21 protein-coding genes are annotated in these 20,778 nt (G+C 47.1%); 11 read left to right on the top strand and 10 right to left on the bottom strand.

Translation table 11 applies throughout. The features are described from left to right. The first annotated feature begins 855 nt into the window (after positions 1–855). The 4 genes from HRE53_RS16335 (at position 856) to HRE53_RS16320 (ending at position 8,350) form a co-directional block, all read left to right on the top strand. Positions 856–1,278 (top strand): response regulator, encoded by a 423-nt coding sequence (locus HRE53_RS16335; protein ID WP_212664380.1) that lies wholly within the window; start codon positions 856–858, stop codon positions 1,276–1,278. Positions 1,279–1,374: 96 nt separating this feature from the next. Then, positions 1,375–3,504 carry a CHASE domain-containing protein gene (locus HRE53_RS16330; protein WP_235107221.1) on the top strand — a complete coding sequence of 710 codons (2,130 nt, stop codon included), beginning with the start codon at positions 1,375–1,377 and terminating at the stop codon, positions 3,502–3,504. A 181-nt stretch (positions 3,505–3,685) separates the two neighbouring features. Further along, the gene (locus tag HRE53_RS16325; RefSeq protein WP_235107220.1) at positions 3,686–6,112 is read left to right on the top strand and encodes a PAS domain S-box protein; all 2,427 of its coding nucleotides are present in this window, start codon (positions 3,686–3,688) and stop codon (positions 6,110–6,112) included. Between the two features lie 33 nt (positions 6,113–6,145). Further along, a complete protein-coding gene (locus tag HRE53_RS16320) occupies positions 6,146–8,350 on the top strand; it encodes a DEAD/DEAH box helicase (RefSeq protein ID WP_235107219.1) in 2,205 nt (734 codons plus the stop codon). 24 nt (positions 8,351–8,374) lie between these two features. On the opposite strand, the gene HRE53_RS16315 is transcribed toward HRE53_RS16320, so the two are convergent. Together HRE53_RS16315 and HRE53_RS16310 are read right to left on the bottom strand one after the other, a co-directional pair. Further along, on the bottom strand, positions 8,375–8,659 hold the full coding sequence (locus HRE53_RS16315; protein WP_235107218.1) for a hypothetical protein: 285 nt from the start codon (positions 8,657–8,659) through the stop codon (positions 8,375–8,377). Between the two features lie 173 nt (positions 8,660–8,832). Beyond that, entirely contained in the window at positions 8,833–9,678 is an 846-nt protein-coding gene (locus HRE53_RS16310) for a Tab2/Atab2 family RNA-binding protein (protein ID WP_235107217.1), read from the bottom strand. A 37-nt stretch (positions 9,679–9,715) separates the two neighbouring features. Here HRE53_RS16310 and ubiE point away from each other — a divergent pair, with 37 nt between their 5' ends. The 3 genes from ubiE (at position 9,716) to HRE53_RS16295 (ending at position 11,271) form a co-directional block, all read left to right on the top strand. After that, positions 9,716–10,432 (top strand): bifunctional demethylmenaquinone methyltransferase/2-methoxy-6-polyprenyl-1,4-benzoquinol methylase UbiE, encoded by a 717-nt coding sequence (gene ubiE / locus HRE53_RS16305; protein ID WP_235107216.1) that lies wholly within the window; start codon positions 9,716–9,718, stop codon positions 10,430–10,432. Between the two features lie 205 nt (positions 10,433–10,637). After that, positions 10,638–11,030, top strand: a complete 393-nt coding sequence (locus tag HRE53_RS16300) for a type II toxin-antitoxin system Phd/YefM family antitoxin (RefSeq protein ID WP_235107215.1) — start codon at positions 10,638–10,640, stop codon at positions 11,028–11,030. Continuing rightward, positions 10,957–11,271, top strand: a complete 315-nt coding sequence (locus tag HRE53_RS16295; RefSeq protein ID WP_235107214.1) for a Txe/YoeB family addiction module toxin — start codon at positions 10,957–10,959, stop codon at positions 11,269–11,271. The genes HRE53_RS16300 and HRE53_RS16295 overlap by 74 nt, the downstream gene beginning before the upstream one ends. A gap of 30 nt (positions 11,272–11,301) precedes the next feature. Here HRE53_RS16295 and moaB read toward each other — a convergent pair whose 3' ends face one another. The 3 genes from moaB to HRE53_RS16280 form a co-directional block, all read right to left on the bottom strand. After that, entirely contained in the window at positions 11,302–11,817 is a 516-nt protein-coding gene (moaB, locus tag HRE53_RS16290) for a molybdenum cofactor biosynthesis protein B (RefSeq protein WP_235107213.1), read from the bottom strand. A 106-nt stretch (positions 11,818–11,923) separates the two neighbouring features. Next, positions 11,924–12,361 (bottom strand): hypothetical protein, encoded by a 438-nt coding sequence (locus tag HRE53_RS16285; protein ID WP_235107212.1) that lies wholly within the window; start codon positions 12,359–12,361, stop codon positions 11,924–11,926. A 63-nt stretch (positions 12,362–12,424) separates the two neighbouring features. Then, positions 12,425–13,756, bottom strand: a complete 1,332-nt coding sequence (locus HRE53_RS16280) for a serine hydrolase (protein ID WP_235107211.1) — start codon at positions 13,754–13,756, stop codon at positions 12,425–12,427. Between the two features lie 105 nt (positions 13,757–13,861). Here HRE53_RS16280 and HRE53_RS16275 point away from each other — a divergent pair, with 105 nt between their 5' ends. The 3 genes from HRE53_RS16275 (at position 13,862) to HRE53_RS16265 (ending at position 15,269) form a co-directional block, all read left to right on the top strand. Beyond that, positions 13,862–14,050, top strand: a complete 189-nt coding sequence (locus HRE53_RS16275; RefSeq protein ID WP_235107210.1) for a DUF4278 domain-containing protein — start codon at positions 13,862–13,864, stop codon at positions 14,048–14,050. A 38-nt stretch (positions 14,051–14,088) separates the two neighbouring features. After that, positions 14,089–14,298, top strand: a complete 210-nt coding sequence (locus tag HRE53_RS16270) for a DUF4278 domain-containing protein (RefSeq protein WP_235107209.1) — start codon at positions 14,089–14,091, stop codon at positions 14,296–14,298. Positions 14,299–14,600: 302 nt separating this feature from the next. Further along, positions 14,601–15,269 carry a hypothetical protein gene (locus HRE53_RS16265; RefSeq protein WP_212664367.1) on the top strand — a complete coding sequence of 223 codons (669 nt, stop codon included), beginning with the start codon at positions 14,601–14,603 and terminating at the stop codon, positions 15,267–15,269. A gap of 6 nt (positions 15,270–15,275) precedes the next feature. Here HRE53_RS16265 and HRE53_RS16260 read toward each other — a convergent pair whose 3' ends face one another. Next, positions 15,276–15,986, bottom strand: coding sequence for an ROK family protein (locus HRE53_RS16260; RefSeq protein ID WP_235107208.1), 711 nt, complete (start codon positions 15,984–15,986; stop codon positions 15,276–15,278). Positions 15,987–16,191: 205 nt separating this feature from the next. Here HRE53_RS16260 and HRE53_RS16255 point away from each other — a divergent pair, with 205 nt between their 5' ends. Continuing rightward, the gene (locus HRE53_RS16255; RefSeq protein WP_235107207.1) at positions 16,192–16,791 is read left to right on the top strand and encodes a thioredoxin family protein; all 600 of its coding nucleotides are present in this window, start codon (positions 16,192–16,194) and stop codon (positions 16,789–16,791) included. A gap of 37 nt (positions 16,792–16,828) precedes the next feature. On the opposite strand, the gene HRE53_RS16250 is transcribed toward HRE53_RS16255, so the two are convergent. From HRE53_RS16250 to HRE53_RS16235, 4 genes are all read right to left on the bottom strand, one after another. Continuing rightward, entirely contained in the window at positions 16,829–18,271 is a 1,443-nt protein-coding gene (locus tag HRE53_RS16250; protein ID WP_235107206.1) for a hypothetical protein, read from the bottom strand. Positions 18,272–18,369: 98 nt separating this feature from the next. Beyond that, positions 18,370–19,260: an aminotransferase class IV gene (locus tag HRE53_RS16245; protein WP_235107205.1), complete on the bottom strand. Its 891-nt coding sequence runs from the start codon at positions 19,258–19,260 to the stop codon at positions 18,370–18,372. A gap of 92 nt (positions 19,261–19,352) precedes the next feature. Next, a complete protein-coding gene (locus tag HRE53_RS16240; protein ID WP_212664362.1) occupies positions 19,353–19,682 on the bottom strand; it encodes a DUF1825 family protein in 330 nt (109 codons plus the stop codon). A gap of 144 nt (positions 19,683–19,826) precedes the next feature. Beyond that, the gene (locus HRE53_RS16235) at positions 19,827–20,741 is read right to left on the bottom strand and encodes a M23 family metallopeptidase (RefSeq protein WP_235107204.1); all 915 of its coding nucleotides are present in this window, start codon (positions 20,739–20,741) and stop codon (positions 19,827–19,829) included. Positions 20,742–20,778 lie beyond the last annotated feature (37 nt).

Genomic DNA, 20,778 nt, shown 5'->3' with positions numbered 1-20,778 from the left:
GGTCCCCCCCCATAAATAACCAGCCCTTGTTATAGGTCAAATCAATGATGTAAACATCATTTTTATATTCAGAAAAAAAATCATTCTTGTATCTCCCCAATATTGCCCAGTTCTTGTCCGAACTTGGTCATTCTTTCTTTGGATGTTGAGCCATATGAATGGCTCTTCGATCCCCCCATATCAACCCAGCAATAGGTCTCAGAATCTATGAACTTAGATAAAGAATCCGCGTTTCTGCGGATGTAGACGACCAATACCGTACCTCTCTTATACCCGTTTAATTCTTCAGAATGCTTCAGTGAACATACGGAATTCATTAAATATTTCAAAAAAATATTATCTCGGTATTAATACGGATATAGCTTATCTCTATATACAGTGAAAACTGAATGCTACAACAGGATAGAAACTAGCTTTAGCGACAAGACAAAAACCTTTTTCCGTATCTGTCATGTATTGCATAATACGGGTTCTGCAGGAAGATCCAGCGCCGAAAATTGATTTTGCAATATGCTGATAATTATTATTATCTTATAGATAATAAATAGAATAACTTAATCTTCGTTGCCCTTTAGAAATCTAAATTTTTTTTCTATTTTCGGAGAAAAGAGATCCTATCTTTTGAGGAGATTCAAAAACTATATATTCCCTTCTATTAATGTGTTCCTAATATTGTCGACTTAGCATAGATTGTTGTATATTGAATTGTCGATTCATAAAGACTCCATTAAGATTGATATCAATCAATCATGGACATAGTGCTACAGCCTAGAACAAAGCTTTAGCGGTTGACTATCTTCTGTAAGCGTTACCAAGTGAGAGTTTTAGTGGTATCAATTTAGGCGGAATAAGAGTATGAAACTTTTACTAGTTGAAGATGATCTTGCGGATATCGAATTAACCCAAAATGGTGTCCAGCGCTCTCATGCTGCTATTGATTTAGATTGGGTTGTGGATGGACAAAGTGCTCTATCCTATTTATTCCGGGAAGGAGAATACCAGGAAAAAAGTCTACCCAGCATGATTCTCCTAGACCTCAATCTGCCGGGTATTCATGGGTTACAGGTGTTGGAGACCATCAAGAAAAATGACGCTTTTTGCATGATCCCAGTCATCATTTTTACGACCTCAGATGCAGATAAAGATATCCAAAAAGCCTACGAGCTAGGGGCCAACTGTTTTATTCAAAAGCCAGCCAGCCTATCTCAATACATCAGTACTATTTCAAGCATTAGTACATATTGGACGGAAATTGCCAAATTGCCTTCCAAAAGCTAGATTTTAGTAAAATAGCGCCAATTTTAGCTATATATACCACTTTATAGATGAATACAGATGTGTCTCAGAGCTGGAGAAGACTGTTAAAGTCTGAGCATGGATAGACGTCACTTATTCATGATGTTGGCCTTGGGAGGAAGTAGTCTTCTAGCTTCCGTACCTGCAGCTATCGTGATTCGGCAGGCTGAATTAAATGGAATAGAGCAAGAATTTCGCCAAGAGGTCGATGAGATTTCTATCGCTTTAGATCAAGAATTGCAGCTCAACTTTACACCCCTCAATGGTCTCAATATTCTGTTTACGGGGTCAGAAGAAGTTACATCTCAAGAGTTTCGTTTAGTCACGCAACAATACCTGGCAAAGCATCCAGACATTCAAGCCTTGGAATGGGTTCCCTACATCTCGCACCCCCAACGACAACCCTTGGAGATTAAGCGTCAAACAGAATATTCGAACTTCAAGCTCACGCAGGGAAGGGAACCCAAGACAAGACAAGTCGCTGAAAAGCGAAATACATATTTCCCCGTCGCTTTTGTAGAACCCTATCAAGGGAATGAACACAATTTAGGGTTTGATCGGGCTTCAGATGCTTTGCAGCGTCAAACCTTAGAAAAATCACGAGATTCTGGCCAAGATCGGATAACACCAATCCTGTCACCGGCTCAGAATACTCCCAATCTGTTTTTCAAGGTTTCTCCTGTCTACCGCAATCAGCCGCAAACGCCTCAGGAGAGGCGATTAATGTTGCGAGGATTTGTGGTGGGGAGCTATCGGCTGGATGCTTTACTGGCAAATGTTGGGGAGCGGGCTACTCAGGCAGGGCTTTCCGTGCAGTTGATCGATCAGACCAATCCTCAGGCCTCTCAACTGCTCTATGCAGGTTCTCATGGGACAGTCCAAGCAAACCCCTCAGATTTGACCCGCAATGTTGCCTTGTCTACTGTGCCAGGGAGAACTTGGGTCATGGTCGCCCAGGCCACACCTGATTTTATTCATCAACACAACAGCGGGTTATTTTTACTCCTACCCTTTTTGGGAGTAGTTTTGTTGTGGGCCGGGGGAAGTTGCTTCGTTTGGAGATTGCAGCAATCCGCGAACCGTGAACAAGACCGATATTTTCAAAGGATGGCCCATCAGTCCCCCGCCTTAATGTGGGTCACGGATGCGGACATGATGTTTTCATTTTTTAACCAGACTTGGTTAACCGTTACAGGGTGTACAACCGATGCCGAGATCGGTGACGGATGGATGTCAGGTATTCATCCTAATGATCGACAGCAGTGGCAGAAAACCTATGAGTCGAGCTTTAGCCAACAGCAAGAATTTTCGATCGAGCATCGACTTCGCCAGAACGATGGCAGCTACGCCTGGATGCTTTCCATGGGTAAACCCAGATATACCCTGGATGAAAAATTTTGTGGATACATTGGCACCACAATGGATATCACCGCTATGAAACAAGCGGAAGCTCAATGTCAAATGGTCAATACAGAGCTATTACGATCCAACCAAGAATTAGAACAGATGGCTTCGGCTCTCTCCCATGATATGCGCGAGCCCTTGCGTAAGATCAAATCCTTCGCAGAGTTGGTACAAGCAGACTATGTAGATGACATCGATGAAAAGGGGCAACGGTATTTCGATTATGTGATTGACGGATCGGAGCGAATGCAGGCGATGATTGCTGATCTGCTAGCCTATGCTCGGTTGTCCTCCGAAGCACGAGAGGTAGCTTTAACAGATTTGGGACAGGTGGTAAAGCAAGTCCAGCAAGACTTAAGCCTGACCATTGCTGAGAGTGAGGCTGTGATTGAAGTAGGCGACTTACCTGAAATTATGATCAATCCGACGGATATTCAGCGGGTCTTTCAGAATCTATTGTCGAATGCCTTAAAGTTTCGAGGAGATGCGGTTCCCCATATTCAGATTGCAGCCCGTCAACTCCAAAAGCATTGGTTAATCACCGTTGAAGACAACGGCATCGGCATCTTAGAGGATGCTGTAGAAGATATTTTTGTAATGTTTAAGCGATTGCACAAGCGAACAGACTACGACGGCACGGGTATCGGATTGGCTATTTGCAAGAAAATTATTGACCACTATGATGGCTCAATCTGGGCTGAGTCGAAGCCAGGGGAGGGGACCACATTCCATGTCAAACTCCCTAGCCATTTTCAAGACCATTGGACAACGGACCGCCCCTTTGTCAGTGTGTTTGATTTCTAATGTCATCTCTACCCATGGGTTAATGCTAGAGCGGCAGACTGTTCGAAACTATCACAAATTATCAAGAGGGCGTGAGGGATGACCGCAGTTTGGGCATACTGCCGTCAAAAGGCTACTTACTCACATTTTGCTCATTTTTGAACTGTATGAATCTGTCAGTCTGGATGAGACTACGCTATTTATGCCAAGCACCCTGACTATTGAGCATATGCTGGATTGTCATCCCCCTGTGGTGTCCCCTGAGGTGACATTACTGGAGGTTGTCCAGATGATGCAGGCGGGAACAGTCCCCCAGTGGCATCAACCGCAATCCGGGGCGGTGAACAATCCGCAAAGTTATGTTGTCGTTCTTGAACAGGACCAGATCAAAGGTCTATTTACGAATCAGGATATTATGCGGCTCGTAGCTGAGCAATATGATTTTGCCAGCACTCCGCTTACGGAGGTAATCACCACTGCTAAGCACTATCCCCAAATTTCTGAGGTAAGAACTTGGGAACAGGCAATGGGTTGTTTCCAGGTTGGTGAACTGTCATATTTGCCCGTTCTGGAGGGTCGACAACTCGTCGGAACTTTAAGCCTAGAAACGTTACAGACCTGGAAACTGACCTCCATATCCCCACCCTCCATTGTGGCTGCCCAGCCTATCGAAGCAGCATCCATAGACGATGTGAAACACAAGCTTGCTGAGATGACGCAACATCAATCTCAGCAACAACGTTTTTACACGGCCTTACAAAGTGCGATGGAAGGGATTTCACAACTCGATCCCCAGGGATGTTTTGTGGAAGTTAACCATACTTATGCACAACATTTTGGATATAGCCCCGAAGAATTGGTGGGATTGCCTTGGCAAACCACGGTATTTGTCAGCGATCTTCCCATTTTGGAATCGGCTTACAACATCATGTTAGACACCGGCAAAATCACCTTAGAAACGCGCGGGATCACCAAGCAAGGTGCCATCTTCTATCAGCAACTCACCATGGTGGCGAATCGGGATGAGCAAGGCGAGTTCCTGGGGCATTTCTGTTTTATGCAGAATATTAGCGCTCGCAAGCTAGCCGAAGTCAAACGAATTGAGAGTGAACAACGATTTCAGGCCATGGCTGACTGTTCATCAGCTCTGATCTGGGTGGCGGATGAACACAATCGACGCACCTATTTCAACGCAGAATGGCTGAAATTTACAGGCAGAACGTTAAAACAAGAAATCCAAAAGGGTTGGGCGACTGGCATCCATCCTGCAGATATTCATGATTGTCTGACTACATTGACCTTGGCGTTTGAAGAACGACGATCGCTGCAACTTGAATATCGTTATCTGAATCATGCGGGTGACTATCGCTGGCTCATCGATTCTGGGCAGCCTCGTTTTTTACCCAACGGAAAATTTGTGGGCTATGTCGGATCGTGCATTGACATCACTCCCTTTAAAAAGGTGGCTGACTCTTTAGAACAAGCTAACTACCAGTTACAGGAAAATATCAACCAAAATATTGACGCTTTGGTGGGTGCAAATGCCCAGTTAGAGGAAAGTGAGTCTCGATTTCGATCTTTGGCGGATTCTTTACCTGCACTGATTTGGGTTTGCGATACGAATCAACGCTGTACTTACGTCAATCAGACATGGCAAACCTTTACGGGCCGATCTCTTGAGCAAGAAATTAATTGGGGTTGGCTGGATACTATTCATCCTGATGATCATGCCAGTTTCGTGAGCCAGCTCAAAACTAGTTTTGTGGAAGAAACATCTTTGCAACTGGAGTATCAGCGATGCGATCGCAACGGTACCTACCGCTGGATTCTCAATACCGTTATTCCTCGATATATCGACAACCAGTTTGCAGGCATGATTGGCTGTGGCTTAGATATTACGGAGTCGAAGCAGAGTCAGGTGGACTTAGAGCAAGCCGTCTTAGAGCTGAAGCGCTCGAACCGAGATTTAGAAGAATTTGCCTATGTTGCTTCCCATGATCTGAGGGAACCCTTACGCAAAATCAGAAGCTTTTCTGAATTACTGCTGGAAGATTATGCCGACCAAATCGATGACAATGGCCGTCGCTACTTTGATTACATTATTGATGGGGCCAAGCGGATGGATGCCCTCGTGCAATCTGTTCTCCAATATTCTCGGGTGGGTCGTCAGCAGCAGTCCCCTGAACCCATTGATCTCAATACGATTGTTCAGCAGATCGCCAGTGACTATAGCCTGCAAATTGAACAAAAAAAAGGATGGATTGTTTATGATGAGTTGCCCACCTTAATCCTCGGCAAAGTGGAAAGCGTGCAGCTTTTCCAGAATTTGATCGGCAATGCCCTCAAGTTTCATGGTGATCAACCGCCCCACATTACGGTTAAGGCCCAACGCCAAGGCTCTCATTGGCAGATCTCAGTCAGCGATACGGGAATTGGTATCGCTCCAGAATTTTGCGATCGCGTTTTCACCATGTTTGCCCGTCAACACCAGCGCGACCAGTATCCAGGCACAGGCATTGGCCTCTCCATTTGCCGAAAAATTGTCGAGAGCTATGGTGGCCAGATTCATTTTGAAACAGAAGTCGGCAAAGGCACCACCTTTATTTTCACCCTGCCAGCAATCGACTAAGCTCTTAGCAATGTTCATTGCCGAGTCTGCAACGTGACTGTTCCTGCCACCTCCAACTTTTATCGCCTCCACCCCCGCGTGCAACAGTGGATTGCCAGCAAAAAATGGCCCGCCCTGCGAGAAATCCAGGAGCTAGCCATCCCCCCCATTCTGGCCGGGGATAAGGATGTGATCATTACTGCGGCCACCGCCCAAGGCAAAACAGAAGCCGCTTTTCTACCAATTTTTTCACAACTGGTCGATCAACCTGCCCAAGGCATTCAGGTGATTGGACTGGGGCCACTCAAAGCCTTGATCAATGACCAGCATCGCCGTCTATCCGCCATTGGCGATTGCCTTAATATCCCCGTTTGTCCCTGGCATGGGGATATCGGCTCCGGTCCGAAAAAACGTTTGCTCAAGCAGCCCGCAGGCATGCTGCTCATTACCCCCGAATCCCTAGAAGCTCTATTTGTCTTGCGGGGCCAGGAACTGAGTCGACTCTTCGCTTCCCTGTCTTACATCGTTATTGACGAAATGCATTCCTTTATCAGCATTGAGCGGGGTCGACAGCTCCAATCCCTGATGCAGCGAGTTGAACAAGTGGTCGGTCGTCCCGTCCCCCGCATTGGCTTAAGTGCCACTCTGGGGGATATGTCTTTAGCAGCAGAATTCCTGCGTCCGGGACAGCAAGAGCGGGTCCAACTTGTCCAGTCCTTTGCTAAGGGAGATGAACTCAAGCTGCAGCTCCGAGGCTATCGGTCGGCACCCCCAGACCCCGAGGAGGAAGAGGACGAAACCATGCCGCCCCCAGATGCAGTAGAAATTGCTCAGCACCTCTTCCAGTCTTTGCGAGGAGAAAAGAATCTAATTTTTATCAACAGCCGCCGCCAGGTGGAGCGGTACGCCGATATTTTGCGCAATTTCTCCGCAGAATACCGGGTGCCCAATGAGTTTATGCCCCATCATGGCAGCCTGTCGAAGGAACTGCGAGCCGAGGCAGAAGAAGCCCTCAAGCGAGATCATCCCGTCAACGTCATTTGTACGATGACCTTAGAAATGGGGATTGATGTGGGAGCCGTCCAGTCCATTGCCCAGATTGGTCCCCCTAGCTCTGTGGCGAGCACTCGCCAGCGATTAGGGCGTTCAGGCCGACGGGCAGGCGATCCGGCGATTATGCGGGTCTATGTATCGGTCCCTCAACTGAGTGCCTACACCTCTCCAGAACAGGCTCTATATCCTGATTTAGTGCAAGGGATTGCCATTATCAATTTGCTGCTAAAGGGCTGGTATGAACCGCCGATCGCCGGACGCTTGCATATCTCCACCCTAATTCAACAGATGCTATCTAGCATTGCTCAACAGGGGGGTATTCGTGCCGATCAGGCTTGGCATGACTTCTGTGAACAAGGTCCTTTTCAAGAAATGGAGCAGGATCTGTTTATCAAGCTCTTGCGATGTTTGGGGGAACGCGATCTGATCCAGCAAAGCCAGGATGGCTTGTTACTGCTGGGTCTCAAAGGTGAACGGTTGGTCAATCACTACACGTTTTACACAGCTTTTTCCACAACCGAAGAGTATCGGATTAGCACCCCAGATCGATTTTTAGGCACGCTACCCACTGCAATGCCCATTGTGGAAGAAATGATCTTGCTATTTGCAGGGCAACGCTGGGAGGTACAGTCCGTGGATGAAGAGAAACAGATGGTGATGGTGATGCCATCAGAAGGGGAAGGACAAGCCCCAGCTTTTGGTGGCAGTAGCGGGTTTGTCCATGACCGAGTGCGGCAAACCATGCGAGATATTTATCGCTCCACAGACGTTCCGGTTTACTTAGATGCAACTGCCAAAAAGCTATTAAAAGAAGCTCGGCAAAGTTTCAGTGACTGTGGCCTCGATCAGGAATCTATTGTCGGAGAGGATGAACAAGTGCTGCTGTTCCCGTGGCGAGGCAGTTTGATCATGAATACATTGCACATGCTGCTCTTAGATAGTGGCCTCAAGGCTAGCCAAGAGGGACTGGCAATTAAGGTCAAAGGGGTGGAACCGGATGAGCTGATGCCGTATTTACAGTCTTTGGTGAATTTAGGTCCTGCCAACCCACTACGACTGGCAGATGTGGTTCGAAATAAGCGTAGCGAGAAGTATGACTGGGTTTTGACGGATGAGTTATTAAATCACAACTATGTGGCCCGGTTTTTCGATCCACAAGGCACCTGGGAAACAGTTTCAGAAATTTGTGGTGGCTCAAGTTTTTAAACTTCGGCAATCTCACTCATTGAATTACTTGCTAGAAATCTGGTTGAGCAAACGCTTCCGATAGGTATAAATTTTGCGTTCAAACTCATCTAAGAAGGTTTGGTAAATAAATTCGCAATCTAAAACTCTGGTCTTTTCAACTGCTTGCAAAATTTCCTCACACTCCTCCACAAAAGCACCATCATGACCATACAAAATCCCCACAAGCCATTCATGCTGGTAATAATTGCACCAACCCATATATTGACCGATCAGTGTTTGTCTCAGTAGTTCATCATTGGGAGCTAAGGCTTGAGCTTCCTCAAGCAACGTCCAATCTGTCTTGCCATAAACTTACTCCCACAGGTGGCGTGCTTGAACCATAGTTAATAGCTGAAAGGTGGTCGCTATGCCTCTTATGTCCTACAGAACTGAGCATAGTCGGCCACTGGCATTGCCGACCACTGCCATACAGCTCAGCCATCCTCTCTGAACCATGTAGCCTACTCCATCAATGAGGACAATAACCACATCCCTGTATAGGTCACCCCTGAATCATCGGGCTGTACCAGCAAAAAATGTAACCCTTGGCTCCCTTGCTTTCCCTGTTCAAACCCCTGGGCCGCTGAGACAATATCAGCATCATCATAGGTCACCAACACATAGCGCTCATTCAAACCTGCAGCCATAATCAACCCACTTAACTCTGCCCGCATGGCTTGAATCGAAGCAGGCTGCCGTTGCTGCAACCATTGAGCCAGCTGCATCGACCGTCGTCCCCCATTAATCAACACCCCCGGTATTTTGGCGTCTGCGGCCAGGCCCAAGTGGCTAGGCCATAACATCTCAGGTACGGTCCGCAGGGGAATAGGCCGTTGCAGCAGCACAGACTCTAGCTCCGATGCGGCTAAGGTCACAAACTGCCATTGGTCTCCCCAAAGATGTTCAGGCATGGGCTGGGGGGGCAACGGTTCTATAGCCAATGGGTCATAGGATTGCCCTGTATACTCCGGCAGTTGAGCATAGGCTTGGGTTCTTACCTGCAAGACCCGCTTCAATCCGGGTGTTTGTCGGGTGGCCACGACAGAAATATTGAGGGTTTTCCCAACTTCTTCCATAAAAGTCAGACTGCGGGGTCTAAAGACTTGGAATTGCGTGGGAGTTGGCCCCATTAAGGTAAATAGTTCTTGTAGCTCTCCCATCAGCCAATCAGGACTAACGTTCGGTTCAGGACATAGCCGATGACACGCCATTTGGGTTTGCGGATCATAAACCGTGAGTTCCCAGAGGGGATAGTCCTCAGTATTCTTAAGAGGACGGCGATCAAAGTCTACTTGCCAGATCGTCATCGTTTTTGCGTTCTCCATCGGTCAACTGTTGCCCCCCATGAGCCCAACTCCTCTATCCTCTGATATTCAAGACATCTTTAACCGCATTGCCCCTGTTTATGATGACCTTAATCAATGGTTGAGCTTGGGCCAACACCGTATTTGGAAAATGATGGCCGTCAAATGGGCCAACCCCAAACCGGGCGATCAAGGATTAGATATTTGCTGTGGCAGTGGAGACTTAGCCAGATTGTTAGCTCAAAAAGTATCCCCTGGAAAAGTAACCGGAGTGGATTTTTCCTCAGAGCAACTCGTGGTTGCCGAGCAGCGCAGCAAGACTCAATACCCCCATTTATCCTTGGAATGGGTAGAAGGAGATGCCTTGGCATTGCCCTTCGCCACCAACCAGTTTGACTGCATCACGATGGGATATGGTCTTCGCAACGTCACCGATATTCCTCGGTGTTTGGGGGAAATTCATCGGGTGCTTAAGCCCGGTGCCCATGTGGCGATTCTAGACTTTCATCAACCCCAACAGGCTTGGATACAGCAGTTTCAAGATTGGTATTTGCAATCGGTCGTAGTGCCTGTAGCTCAACGCTATGGCCTGACAGATGAATATGCCTATATCACCCCCAGCCTAGAGCGATTCCCCCCCGGACCGGAGCAGAAAAGGCTAGCGAAAGATGCTGGTTTGACTGAGGTAACCCACTACCCGATTGCTGGGGGCTTAATGGGAGTTTTAGTAGCAATGAAACCCAGTAACCACGATTGATAGTTAAACATCTATCCAAGGGCTTATACCAAGCTGTGCCTGAAGGTGTAACTCTCAAACTCGTGAAACCCAATACTGAGTTGGCTTAGCAAATAATTAGAATTACACTCTTAGGTGGTAATTGGTATTAGATCACGTTTGAGGGACCTCGCTATATCTCTTTTTGGTGAAGTTTTGGACAGTCATAGAGACTGGATGCTATCTTGTGAATGTACGCGATTTAGGTACAGGTGTGCTAATCAGCAAAACAGAATCTGCAACCAATGCTCGCAAAGAGTTTTTCAAAATTCTAGATGAAGTAGCCAATGATAGTTCAGTGGTCATCGTTAAGCGCAAGGATGCACCTAACGTTGCCATGATTGCTGAGTCTGAGTTGAGTAGCTTGGTGGAAACAGTACACCTGTTGCGATCGCAAAAAAATGCCGAACGGTTGTTTTCTGCTTTGGGAAAATCCCAGACAAGGGATCTGGATACCCCAGAAGAGATCAATACTCACCAAACTTTAGAGGAATTACGGCAATACTGTGAGCAAACGGAAGCAGCGGATACCATCACAGTCACAGCCAGCGAAGAACCCTCAACGGTGTCCCATCTTTGAGACGGAGTTTCGAGAAGATCTAAAAGACTTAGCTCGCATCAACCCCACAGCCTATGACAAGGTCTGGAAATTGGTAGATGAGTGCTTAGCCCATCCCTTTACTGGAACGGGTAAGCCAGAGCCTCTCAAACACCTTGGGGCAAATCTTTGGAGCCGAAGAGTCACGATAGCCGATCGACTCGTTTATCGGGTTGGACATGCGAAAATTGACTTTTTAACTTGCCGATATCATTACGACTAATCTCTTGTTTAGCATCACAAAGTTTCGGCTTTACCGTTCACGCAATCGAGGCATGAGTTCCGCCAAATTACAGGGAGAGTGGCGGACATCCAATTGATCTTGGATCAGAGCATCCCAACCTGTTCGGCAAGCACCGGATGAGCCGGGTAGACAAAACAAGTAGGTGCCATTGGCCACTCCCGATAACGCCCGAGACTGAATCGTTGAGGTCTTAATCTCGTCGTAGGAGATCATGCGAAAGATTTCGCCAAATCCCTGAATTTCCTTATCCAATAGAGGTTGAATGGCTTCAGGAGTGCCGTCTCGTCCAGTCACCCCCGTGCCCCCAGTGGTGATGATGGCCTGGATGGATTCATTGGCGATCCAACGAGACACAACAGCACGAATTTGGTAGATGTCGTCAGGAACGATGACTTTCTCACCTAGGGTATGTCCGGCTGCTTGGATGCGATCGCACAACAGTTTCCCAGAGGTATCCGTTGCTTCCGTACGCGTATCAGACACCGTCATCACCCCAATATTAATGGGAATAAATTGCTTTGCCATCCTGATGCTTCCACTCATTCTTATCCAACGAAGCTAGGGTACAGACATCTGTTATTCTCTGAACTCACACTTCACTCATGCTAATACAACCAATGTTGTGTTTGTACTATGAGCGCTTTGCTTGAGCCTGTGACTCAGATAAGATACCACTCTGGTACCTTGCCTCTAACATATTTGAAAACAGCTGAAAATCATGAGCCTCTTCTGAGGCGACATACGCAAGATCGCTGAAATGATCGATGTAATCTTGAAGATAAAGACCCTCTTTTCCATAATATTTTTCAGCGAATACATTACCTTCTTCGTTCAAATCTTCATCTGTAAGTTTCTCATCACAATATTTGAGAAAGTACTCCGTTGCTGGCATGGCTCCTTGGATCACTCTTTCCATGTCCTCTGGTTCCTCTTCCAGATGAATCTCACCGGCCCAACCTTTCATAAAACACCACTTTAAGAACAAGGCAATATGGGTTGCCCCATATTCTGAGGGAGATTCGACTGGGAACTCCCCCTTGTAGTGCCAACTCGCATCGTCATATTTCACAAGCTGCTCCGCTGGCCACTAACCATCTTTTTCAATCCCCTCAAAATCTTGTCCCACAACGCTCTACTTTTTAGATTGCAAATCACGAATTAAAGTATTGGGAATCACGGCATCATCCCAGGTTTCGGGTTTTTCTCCCACCCGGACCACCACCAACTTCTGAGACGGCATAACGTAAACCCGCTGTTGTCCCCATCCATCTAGATAAAACATATCCTCCGCTAAGAATGGCTGTGAGGCTCTTTGTTTGTACCCTAGCCCATCTGTAGTCCGGGCCTTCAGCCAGATGTGGTAGCCATAGGCAGGTTCTGAACCACTAGAAACCAACATCTTTTTAATCCAGTCTGCAGGAACCACCTGTTTTTGATTCGCCTTGCCCTCATTGAGTAGGAGTTGACCCACCCGTAGCCAATCTTGCGATCGCGCGAACAAACAGCAAAACGGTTTAGCATTGCCATCCGGTCGATCTAACCACAACTGCGCGTCTTGGGCACCAATGGGCTGCCAGAGCTGGGTGGACAAGTATTGACCAAAACCCTGGCCCGTCGCTCGCTCCAAAAGCAGACCTAAAATTTGGCTATTGGCATTGATATAGGCAAACTCCTGGCCGGAGGGGCGTTCCGCAGGGACGTTTAAAGCCGCCGATTTAGCATCTGTACCTAAATAAATCTGGATAATATCGGAAAACGGATCGTTAGCGATCTCATAATCCCGGAGACCAGACTGCATTCTCAGCAAATCTTCAATCGTGATTTTGGCTCGGTCATCGTTGGCCCATTCAGGAATATATTGAGCAACCGGGTCCAGTTCTGAACCGATGCTACCGTCTGCGATCGCAATGCCAATCAGCAACGACAGCACCGTTTTGGCCATGGACATGGAATTGGTATAGGCCGCCTGGTCATGCCCCCGCCAGTACTTTTCCAGCACCAGTTGACCTTGATGCATCACCAGGAGCGACGAGGAACGATGGTCTTGGGCATACTGTTCAATTTGCTCCAAGGCAGCCTGGGATAACTGGGGTTGAGCGGTAGGAACGGGTAGGCTATCCCTTCCAGAAACCGTCGCCATGGGAGCGTACCAATCCACCCCTGTAATGGGATTCTCTGGATAAGTCAGCATTCGTTGGATAAAGGTCCATTGCCAAGCAACGACTCCCCCCACTCCGATCGCCATCAAAGCGAGTATCCCTGCCAGTATCTTTAGTGCTTTTTTCAATCTGTTTATCACTAGGGTCACCAGACTTATTTTAGGGGTTGAGGCAGACTGCCAAGGGTATCCCGTAAACAACATAAATGCCCCATCCACTAGGGATAAATATCGACAAGCACAAAATCCTTGAAATCCATTCACAGAAAGATTTTCAGCGCAATACACTGCAGTGACTACGGTCACGTGAGCCTTGGATCAACATCACTGAATCCAAGGGGCACTCCCCAGAGAATCAGGTTAACGCCCTAGACCCACTCAGGCTTATCAACACCCTGGAGAACAGCAGCTATGCCACTCAAATACCGCAATACCCCCTACACCTCTTTCATCAATACCGAACCCAACACACCCGAAGGATATACAGGCAGATATCGTGGGCTATCCACTACTATTCCTACGGCTCAGCCTACCGTCGCACCTCAGCAAGAGCAGGTGATCAAATATCGAGGGGTCACCACAATCCTCCATCTTGCTTAATGGCTTGGAATCTGAATCAACAACCAGGAAAGAACATCATGCAACTGAAATATCGGAATAACTTTTATACCGTTACAACGAACCCAACCGTTGTTTCCTCCGAAGTATTGCAAGGTACCTATCGGGGGCTATCAATGGCAATTAATGTTACGCAGCCCGTCTCTACGGTGCAAGAGCGAGAGCCCAGACAACAACCTCAGCAACTGATTCAATATCGAGGCATTAAAACTCACCTCAGGTTTGCCTAATGATTGGGAGCAACCCCCCAGTTGCAGCATGTGCAGCACTGGGTTCATTCCGCTTAAACGTTCCTGACAACACCTCTCTCAAAACGCCAGCCTGCATCAAATCCTAGTCCTCCCACCAGCAGCGCTTCAGTGAGTCAGATTAAGGTGAGTTTTTGGCAGGAGAGAGAAGAGGAACTTTGGCGGCATATTCTCTCTCGTCGTATTATATTAATTAGCCACAGCGATCAATGTCACACTTAAGTTGATCTATTCTAGGTATTCTGAAAAAGAATTCCTCCATCCTCACTCATCCCCATCCGTTAATGCCTACCTCTAAATTTCTGCTAACAGCTCTAGCTGGCACTGCTTTTCTTGCCCTTGCCCCTCAAACTGCCCAAGCCGCTCCTTCTGGGACCTGGCTCTCTCAGCCCCAAATTCGCTACCACGTATCGTCGAATACCCTGAACCAGGCGATGGCGAAAATTAAGCAGCAGCAGTACAAGGTGGTGTTTCTCGATTTTCGCAATGTTTCCGATCAGGTTCAGCAAAAAGTCAGCGCAGCGGCCCGTCAGCATCAGCTCAAGCCAGTGGTATGGATTCAGTCCCCCCAGTTGCGCTCCCTAACGGTACCCCAGCTTGTCCATGAGGCCCGCCACACCGATGGCCTGCAAGTGGATGATCACTACTTTACCCACTACTCTCAAAAAGACTTTTTCAAACTCCGCCAGGCGTACACAAAGACGATTTACTGCAGTATTCAGCCGTTTCAAGCCAAGCAATTACCGTCCGGTGGCTGCAATCAAGTGGACGTGCAATGTTACACCCCCAGTAGCCTTGCCAACTGTATGAAGTTAGCCGACCGCCTAAACGCAGTCACGAGCCTCTCTGCCCAAAACACCTATCAACATCGGCAAACACTGGCGGGTCGCCGATTTAATGTATTTTTGTGGCCCTACAGCAACAAATTCTTCAAAACCGCAATCCAGCCCTAATCAGCTCTAATCTCGCCAGAGAGCAATCCCACCAAGAATCCCCGCTCGATTGCTGACAATTTCAACATTGTCGGGTAGTTCAATCTGGACGCGCTTGGTTTCGCCTCCTCCCATATACAGCCTGTCGTAGTTAAACAGATGTTCTAGGTTCTTGATCGCTTGGGCTAAATGACGGTTCCAGGCTTTCTTGCCCTTTTTCTTCATGGCTTTACGACCTAGCTGCTGTTCGTAGGTTTTGTCTTTGATAAAAGGGTGATGGGCAATTTCTAAATTGGGTACGAGGTGGCCATTGACAAAGAGTGCCGACCCAAAGCCAGTTCCTAGGGTAACGACTAGCTCAACGCCTTGACCTGAAATCGCCCCATACCCTTGAATATCAGCATCATTAGCCACACGAACGGGAGTATCCAAACGGTCTCCCAGATTTTTCGCCAGGTCGTAGTCAATCCATTCTTTATTGAGGTTCACGGCTGTTTTGATCACACCATTTTGAACCACCCCCGGAAATCCCACAGAGACCCGGTTGAAGTTGCCTTGCTCTTTGGCAAGTTCTGCAATCACATCTAAAACCGCAGGTGGATTGGGATAGGAAGGGGTTTCAAGACGCTGCCGCTCTGTGACAGGTTGACCGCTTTCGTCTAGCACCATGGCTTTAATGCCACTACCGCCAATATCGACGGATAAGACTAAAAGAGATTCATCAGCAGGAGTACCCATCTGTTTTTCCTAGCGCATGTGACAACCTATGACTCCGCTAGTCTAGACCAAAGTGCTCCTGAATTTGACATCTACTTGTAATCTTTACCAGAGCTAGGTTTGATCGCTACTGTCACCCATGATTGTCTCTATCTCATTGCTCAGTCTATTCTCAGTATTGGTCAGTAGAATAAGCCCTAGCTATTCTGAAACTTGAGCGATTATTATGAGCTTCTTTCAACCTCAGCGGCGTAAACTGTTATCCCTCTTTGGGTTAGGGGCAGCATCTGCTGTTGGGGCTGCATTGTTGCCGCGATCGCAAAATCGTTCTGTAGCCGCCTTAGATGCCTCTCCCAAGTCATCCCTATGGGCCAAGCGAGATGATGTGAATTTAGGACAAGCCCTGCATCCGTTTCAAGGCATTTCCCAATGGCTCAATTCCGATCCCCTCAGGGTTGCTGACCTGCAAGGGAAAGTCGTTCTTGTGCAGTTTTGGACCTTTGGCTGCATCAATAGCCAGCGCACCCTACCCTATGTCACCCGCTGGCACCAGCAATATGCTGATCAGGGTCTACAAGTGATTGGTGTGCATACCCCTGAATTTAAGTATGAACATAATGCCAGCAATGTCCAAAAGGCCCTAGAAGAATACCAAATTGCCTATCCCGTGCCATTGGATAACAACTATCAAACTTGGAAGGCCTACCGTAATCGCTATTGGCCCCATCTGTTTTTGACCTCGCGCGAAGGCGTGATTACCTATCACCACATTGGTGAAGGAGCCTATCAAGCAACCGAGCAGACCATCCAAGCATTGTTAGGTTGATGTGCCTTTCATGGTGATGACCGGTTTCAATCCGTATCTATGAGGAAGACTTGAATCCCTTATTAGACTTTTTAGACTTCCCCTTCTTCCCTTTAGATGATAATTTAGCCGCTTCTTGTAAAGGAGATTTGCGAGGTTTAGGAGGTTCCCAGATAGGTTGTGGCGGCTGAGTAGATTTTGTTGCTTGAGAAGTGTTTTGGCCCCCAGAAGAGGATGACTCAGCTTTCCCAAAGACTTCCTGCTTAGGCGTTTTATGGAGAAAACTAAAATCAGAGCGCTCTTGAGGCTCTTCACTTAACGGTTCAACTTGCTCAGCACTCTTTACAAACTGTTCAGTTTCTGCAGCAAATTCTTCTGCCGAAACTTGAGCAGGTCGTTGCCAGACATGTACAAAATTGTATTGCCACAAGGATTGCTGAAATCCTTTGATTAAGAATCCCTTCAATGCAGTAGTTGCCTTAAATGCCTGATGATAAGTCTCCTCTCGGATGATTTGTTTGTCTAGCAAAAACTTATACACATAAGGTATGCCCCATAAAACTGCAAATCCCTGAGCTTGTCGCATTGATAATAGACCACCCACCAATTGGCCTACATATTTATCAAGCGCCTGTTGTGAAATGGAGAAATAACTATCAGGTTGGGTGAGTTGTTTTTTGGGACGATCTTGATGATTGCAGCAGTCAAGGACCGTACTCCAAATCAACTCACTGCAGACAAAACTCATTTGCTGTTGGCAATACATGTATCGACAAAACTCTAATAGCAAATGGCGCAGAATAAGACCTCGATCTTGTTTAAACGCTTTGTTTACGTCTGGGCTAACCTGCCAATCTTCGGTCAAGTGTTTTTCAACTTCTTGGCATTTTTTAGGGGTATTCTCAAAGCCAAATTTAGCTGCATCAGCCCCCACCTTACTCCAGTCAACAGTTTCTCCTTGCTGCAGTTGATGGTGGGCCTGTTCGAATAAATCCATAATGACAACAACGCCCAGGTCCCATTCAGCCCCACTTATTAATTGGGAGGAAGTCGCAACCGTTTTGTAAGTGGCTCTGCACAAATTTACAGCTAAATCTGTAGCACCATGCAGCCTTAAATTATCGAGAACTGAAATGAGTTGATCAATACTCTGGACCGGATGATCTCGAAAACGCGAGAGATACTCTTGGACTTGTTGCCAAGCTTGGTGGAATAGAGAATATTGAAGCAGTTGACCGTCAAAATATTGAAACTCACGCTGGTAAATCTCAGAATGATGTTTTTGCAAAAGAGTGGTCAACTGAATTGCTTGATCCGTTAAGTTTTGGCGGATCAGCATATCGAACACATCGAGAACACTAGCAATTAGATCAATCTCTTCGGCATAGTCCGATGGAATAGGTTCTGAAAGCGCATCTACCAACAATTCATGCTGTTGTTTAGGAGAAGCAGTTACAAACTGGTCATACCACTGGTCAAAATCAGTTAAAAGCAGTGACATAGGACTAATCCGATGATGTAATGAATGTACAAAGATCCTACATTTCTTCAGCGCTGGGGGGCAGCAGCGACTCCTAAAACAGCAAAAAATCCTTCCGATTAAACCCTTACACTTTCAGTATTCTTAGCAACTGCATGACCCTCTTGAGCCATTAAGTGCAAAAACTCACCCCATAAAAATCGCGTTATTTTTCCAGGACATTGGGGGAGTTGATACTGATTAATTTGATTCACGGGCATCATTAAACGCACAGAAGAGCTCAAAAAGGCTTCTTCCACTGACCATAAGTCCTCTGGCTTGAGAATGACTTCCTCACAGGGAATGTCATGGGTTTGCAGAATCTGCCACAAAAAATGACGGGTAATGCCCTTCAAAATTCCCACTTCCGGAGGTGGAGTTTGAACCACCCCCTCTCGAACAACCCAGAGGTTACTAGTGGTAGCTTCGGTGATTTCGCCCTGCTGATTGAGCATGAGCGCATCTTCAGCCCCCTGCTGCTGAGCTTCCAGTAACGCCAAAATATTGTTGAGATAATTGCCTGTTTTAGCGGCTGGAGAGAGAGCTTGGCGATCATTACGACGCCGCTTGCCAATCACCAAATGTATTCCTTTCTCTGACAAAACTGGTTCTGGTGAGATTTCGGAAGCAACAATGAGTAAACTAGGCTGCAGCCCAGGACTGGGTTGGAGGCTGATTTTAGTTTCAGTCCCTCGACTGACCACAATGCGAATATAGGACTCTTGCCAGGTCGCTTGTTGGAGAGTGCGCTCCACTTCTGCTTGAATATGCTGATCGCTCCACGGCACATCGATGTATAGATAAGCCGCAGACTGTCGTAGACGATCCAGATGTTCTTGCAATCCGAAATGGCGACCCTGAAACGTTCGCACCACTTCGTAGATGTTATCTCCATACAAAAAACCGCGATCTAAAACGGAAACCGTCGCCGATGCAGCGATTACACCGTTGAGATTTGTCAGTAGACTCATGGCCCGTCCATCCAAAGTACTACAGACAATCTACCCGAACAGGCCCCTCTCCCTTATATGGGCAAAGAATCCTGAGATCAATTCATATTTATTTACCCATAGGGATTGGATTCAACATCTTGCCTCATCCGTTCTAAGGTCCGATTCATATTGTCAAACATTTGCTGGGGAGTCATACCAAACTGCCCTAGCTGAGTTTGGAGTTGCTCGACCGTCATGCGGGCCATAAAGTCATCGGACAGCTCAAAGCGCTTCATAAAAACGCGATAACGATCCATCATTTCTTCCATGCGCTCGATATAGAGCACTTTGCCATCCCGATCAAACTTGCCGTAGCTGCCCCCTAACTGCATGAGGGATTGATAATCCTCAAACAGTTGCTTTGCCTCCTGCTGCACAATATCAGAATCAAAAAATCCCATGATTAAATGTGATGTCCTTCGAAAGGTAACGGGTAGCGGTATATGTACTAATGTTACCGCTTTCTCCTCGATGCACCTAGGGGAGAGCATTAGGGGAAACCGTAATCTTCCCTTTGGATAAAGTTATTTTATCGTCGACTGAGATTAGGGAGCAAATCGGGCAGTAGGACAATACCCAGCAATCTCGAAAGGGACGGTCTTGGAAAACTTCTTAGCAAACGGTTTAGCCCGTTCAGGTTTTTGAACTTCGACATGTAAGTGAGGACCAGAACTCCAGCCTGAATTACCACTGAAGCCAATCAATTGTTGGGCGTCTACCCACTGTCCGATTTTGAGATTAACGTTCCGATTAAATTTCTTTTGCAAATGGATATAGGCAGAACGGTAGCCATTATCATGCTCGAGCCAAACATAGTTAAAACGAGAAGATTTAGACTGACTACCGCCATTATCGGGATAGTAATCACGAATCGCGATCACTTTACCGGACCGCATTGCATAGACAGGAGTGCCGATATTCACCGCTAAATCATAGGCATATTCCATTCGTCCTCGATGGGTTTGGCCCCTAATTCCCTGGCTTAGATGGCCTTGTCCCTTCAATGGATGGCAAAAACCCCGTAGGGGAGATGTTACCGTCGCATAGGCTTGCAAGGGTGCCTGATAGCGCTTATGACTCGGCTGCTTGGGTAACCGTGCTCCCCCCATTGCCTTGGGAGAATTTCCTGCACTCACAGAATCAGGAGTGATCACCGTCGAATTGGATCGGTGGTAAGGAATCGGTTGGCTATAGACAAGACGGGGCAAATCAGCGACCAATGCACTCACGGAGAGTAATACAGCCGTAACGACGTTACGCCACCGCTGTTCATTGAGCACTTGTTGCAGCTGCTGATGGCTAATTAATCCCTGCTGAATCAGGATTTCACCAAGCTTTAGATGAGTCTGTCGCTGTTCAGTTAGGGCGTGAGCTAATTCAGCTGGACTGATCAATCCTTTCTGAACCAGTAGTTCACCAAGCCAAACTTTCTTTTTCCGTTTGCGCTGAGTTAAGAGCATGGGCAAATCCTTTCAAACTGTATGTTCCCTGAGCTCT

The sequence above is a fragment of the Acaryochloris sp. 'Moss Beach' genome, assembly GCF_021497025.1.
In the GTDB taxonomy this organism is placed as follows: domain Bacteria; phylum Cyanobacteriota; class Cyanobacteriia; order Thermosynechococcales; family Thermosynechococcaceae; genus Acaryochloris; species Acaryochloris marina_A.
Note: the sequence above shows the minus strand (reverse complement) of the source record. Positions and strands in the feature narration are given on the sequence as shown.

Bases quoted from the DNA above. Each gene is read 5' to 3' on its own strand.
- HRE53_RS16335 (WP_212664380.1), top strand. From the start codon at position 856: ATGAAACTTTTACTAGTTGAAGATGATCTTGCGGATATCGAATTAACC.
- HRE53_RS16330 (WP_235107221.1), top strand. From the start codon at position 1,375: ATGGATAGACGTCACTTATTCATGATGTTGGCCTTGGGAGGAAGTAGT.
- HRE53_RS16325 (WP_235107220.1), top strand. From the start codon at position 3,686: ATGCCAAGCACCCTGACTATTGAGCATATGCTGGATTGTCATCCCCCT.
- HRE53_RS16310 (WP_235107217.1), bottom strand. From the start codon at position 9,678: ATGACGATCTGGCAAGTAGACTTTGATCGCCGTCCTCTTAAGAATACT.
- ubiE (WP_235107216.1), top strand. From the start codon at position 9,716: ATGAGCCCAACTCCTCTATCCTCTGATATTCAAGACATCTTTAACCGC.
- moaB (WP_235107213.1), bottom strand. From the start codon at position 11,817: ATGGCAAAGCAATTTATTCCCATTAATATTGGGGTGATGACGGTGTCT.
- HRE53_RS16275 (WP_235107210.1), top strand. From the start codon at position 13,862: ATGCCACTCAAATACCGCAATACCCCCTACACCTCTTTCATCAATACC.
- HRE53_RS16270 (WP_235107209.1), top strand. From the start codon at position 14,089: ATGCAACTGAAATATCGGAATAACTTTTATACCGTTACAACGAACCCA.
- HRE53_RS16265 (WP_212664367.1), top strand. From the start codon at position 14,601: ATGCCTACCTCTAAATTTCTGCTAACAGCTCTAGCTGGCACTGCTTTT.
- HRE53_RS16260 (WP_235107208.1), bottom strand. From the start codon at position 15,986: ATGGGTACTCCTGCTGATGAATCTCTTTTAGTCTTATCCGTCGATATT.
- HRE53_RS16255 (WP_235107207.1), top strand. From the start codon at position 16,192: ATGAGCTTCTTTCAACCTCAGCGGCGTAAACTGTTATCCCTCTTTGGG.
- HRE53_RS16250 (WP_235107206.1), bottom strand. From the start codon at position 18,271: ATGTCACTGCTTTTAACTGATTTTGACCAGTGGTATGACCAGTTTGTA.
- HRE53_RS16245 (WP_235107205.1), bottom strand. From the start codon at position 19,260: ATGAGTCTACTGACAAATCTCAACGGTGTAATCGCTGCATCGGCGACG.
- HRE53_RS16240 (WP_212664362.1), bottom strand. From the start codon at position 19,682: ATGGGATTTTTTGATTCTGATATTGTGCAGCAGGAGGCAAAGCAACTG.
- HRE53_RS16235 (WP_235107204.1), bottom strand. From the start codon at position 20,741: ATGCTCTTAACTCAGCGCAAACGGAAAAAGAAAGTTTGGCTTGGTGAA.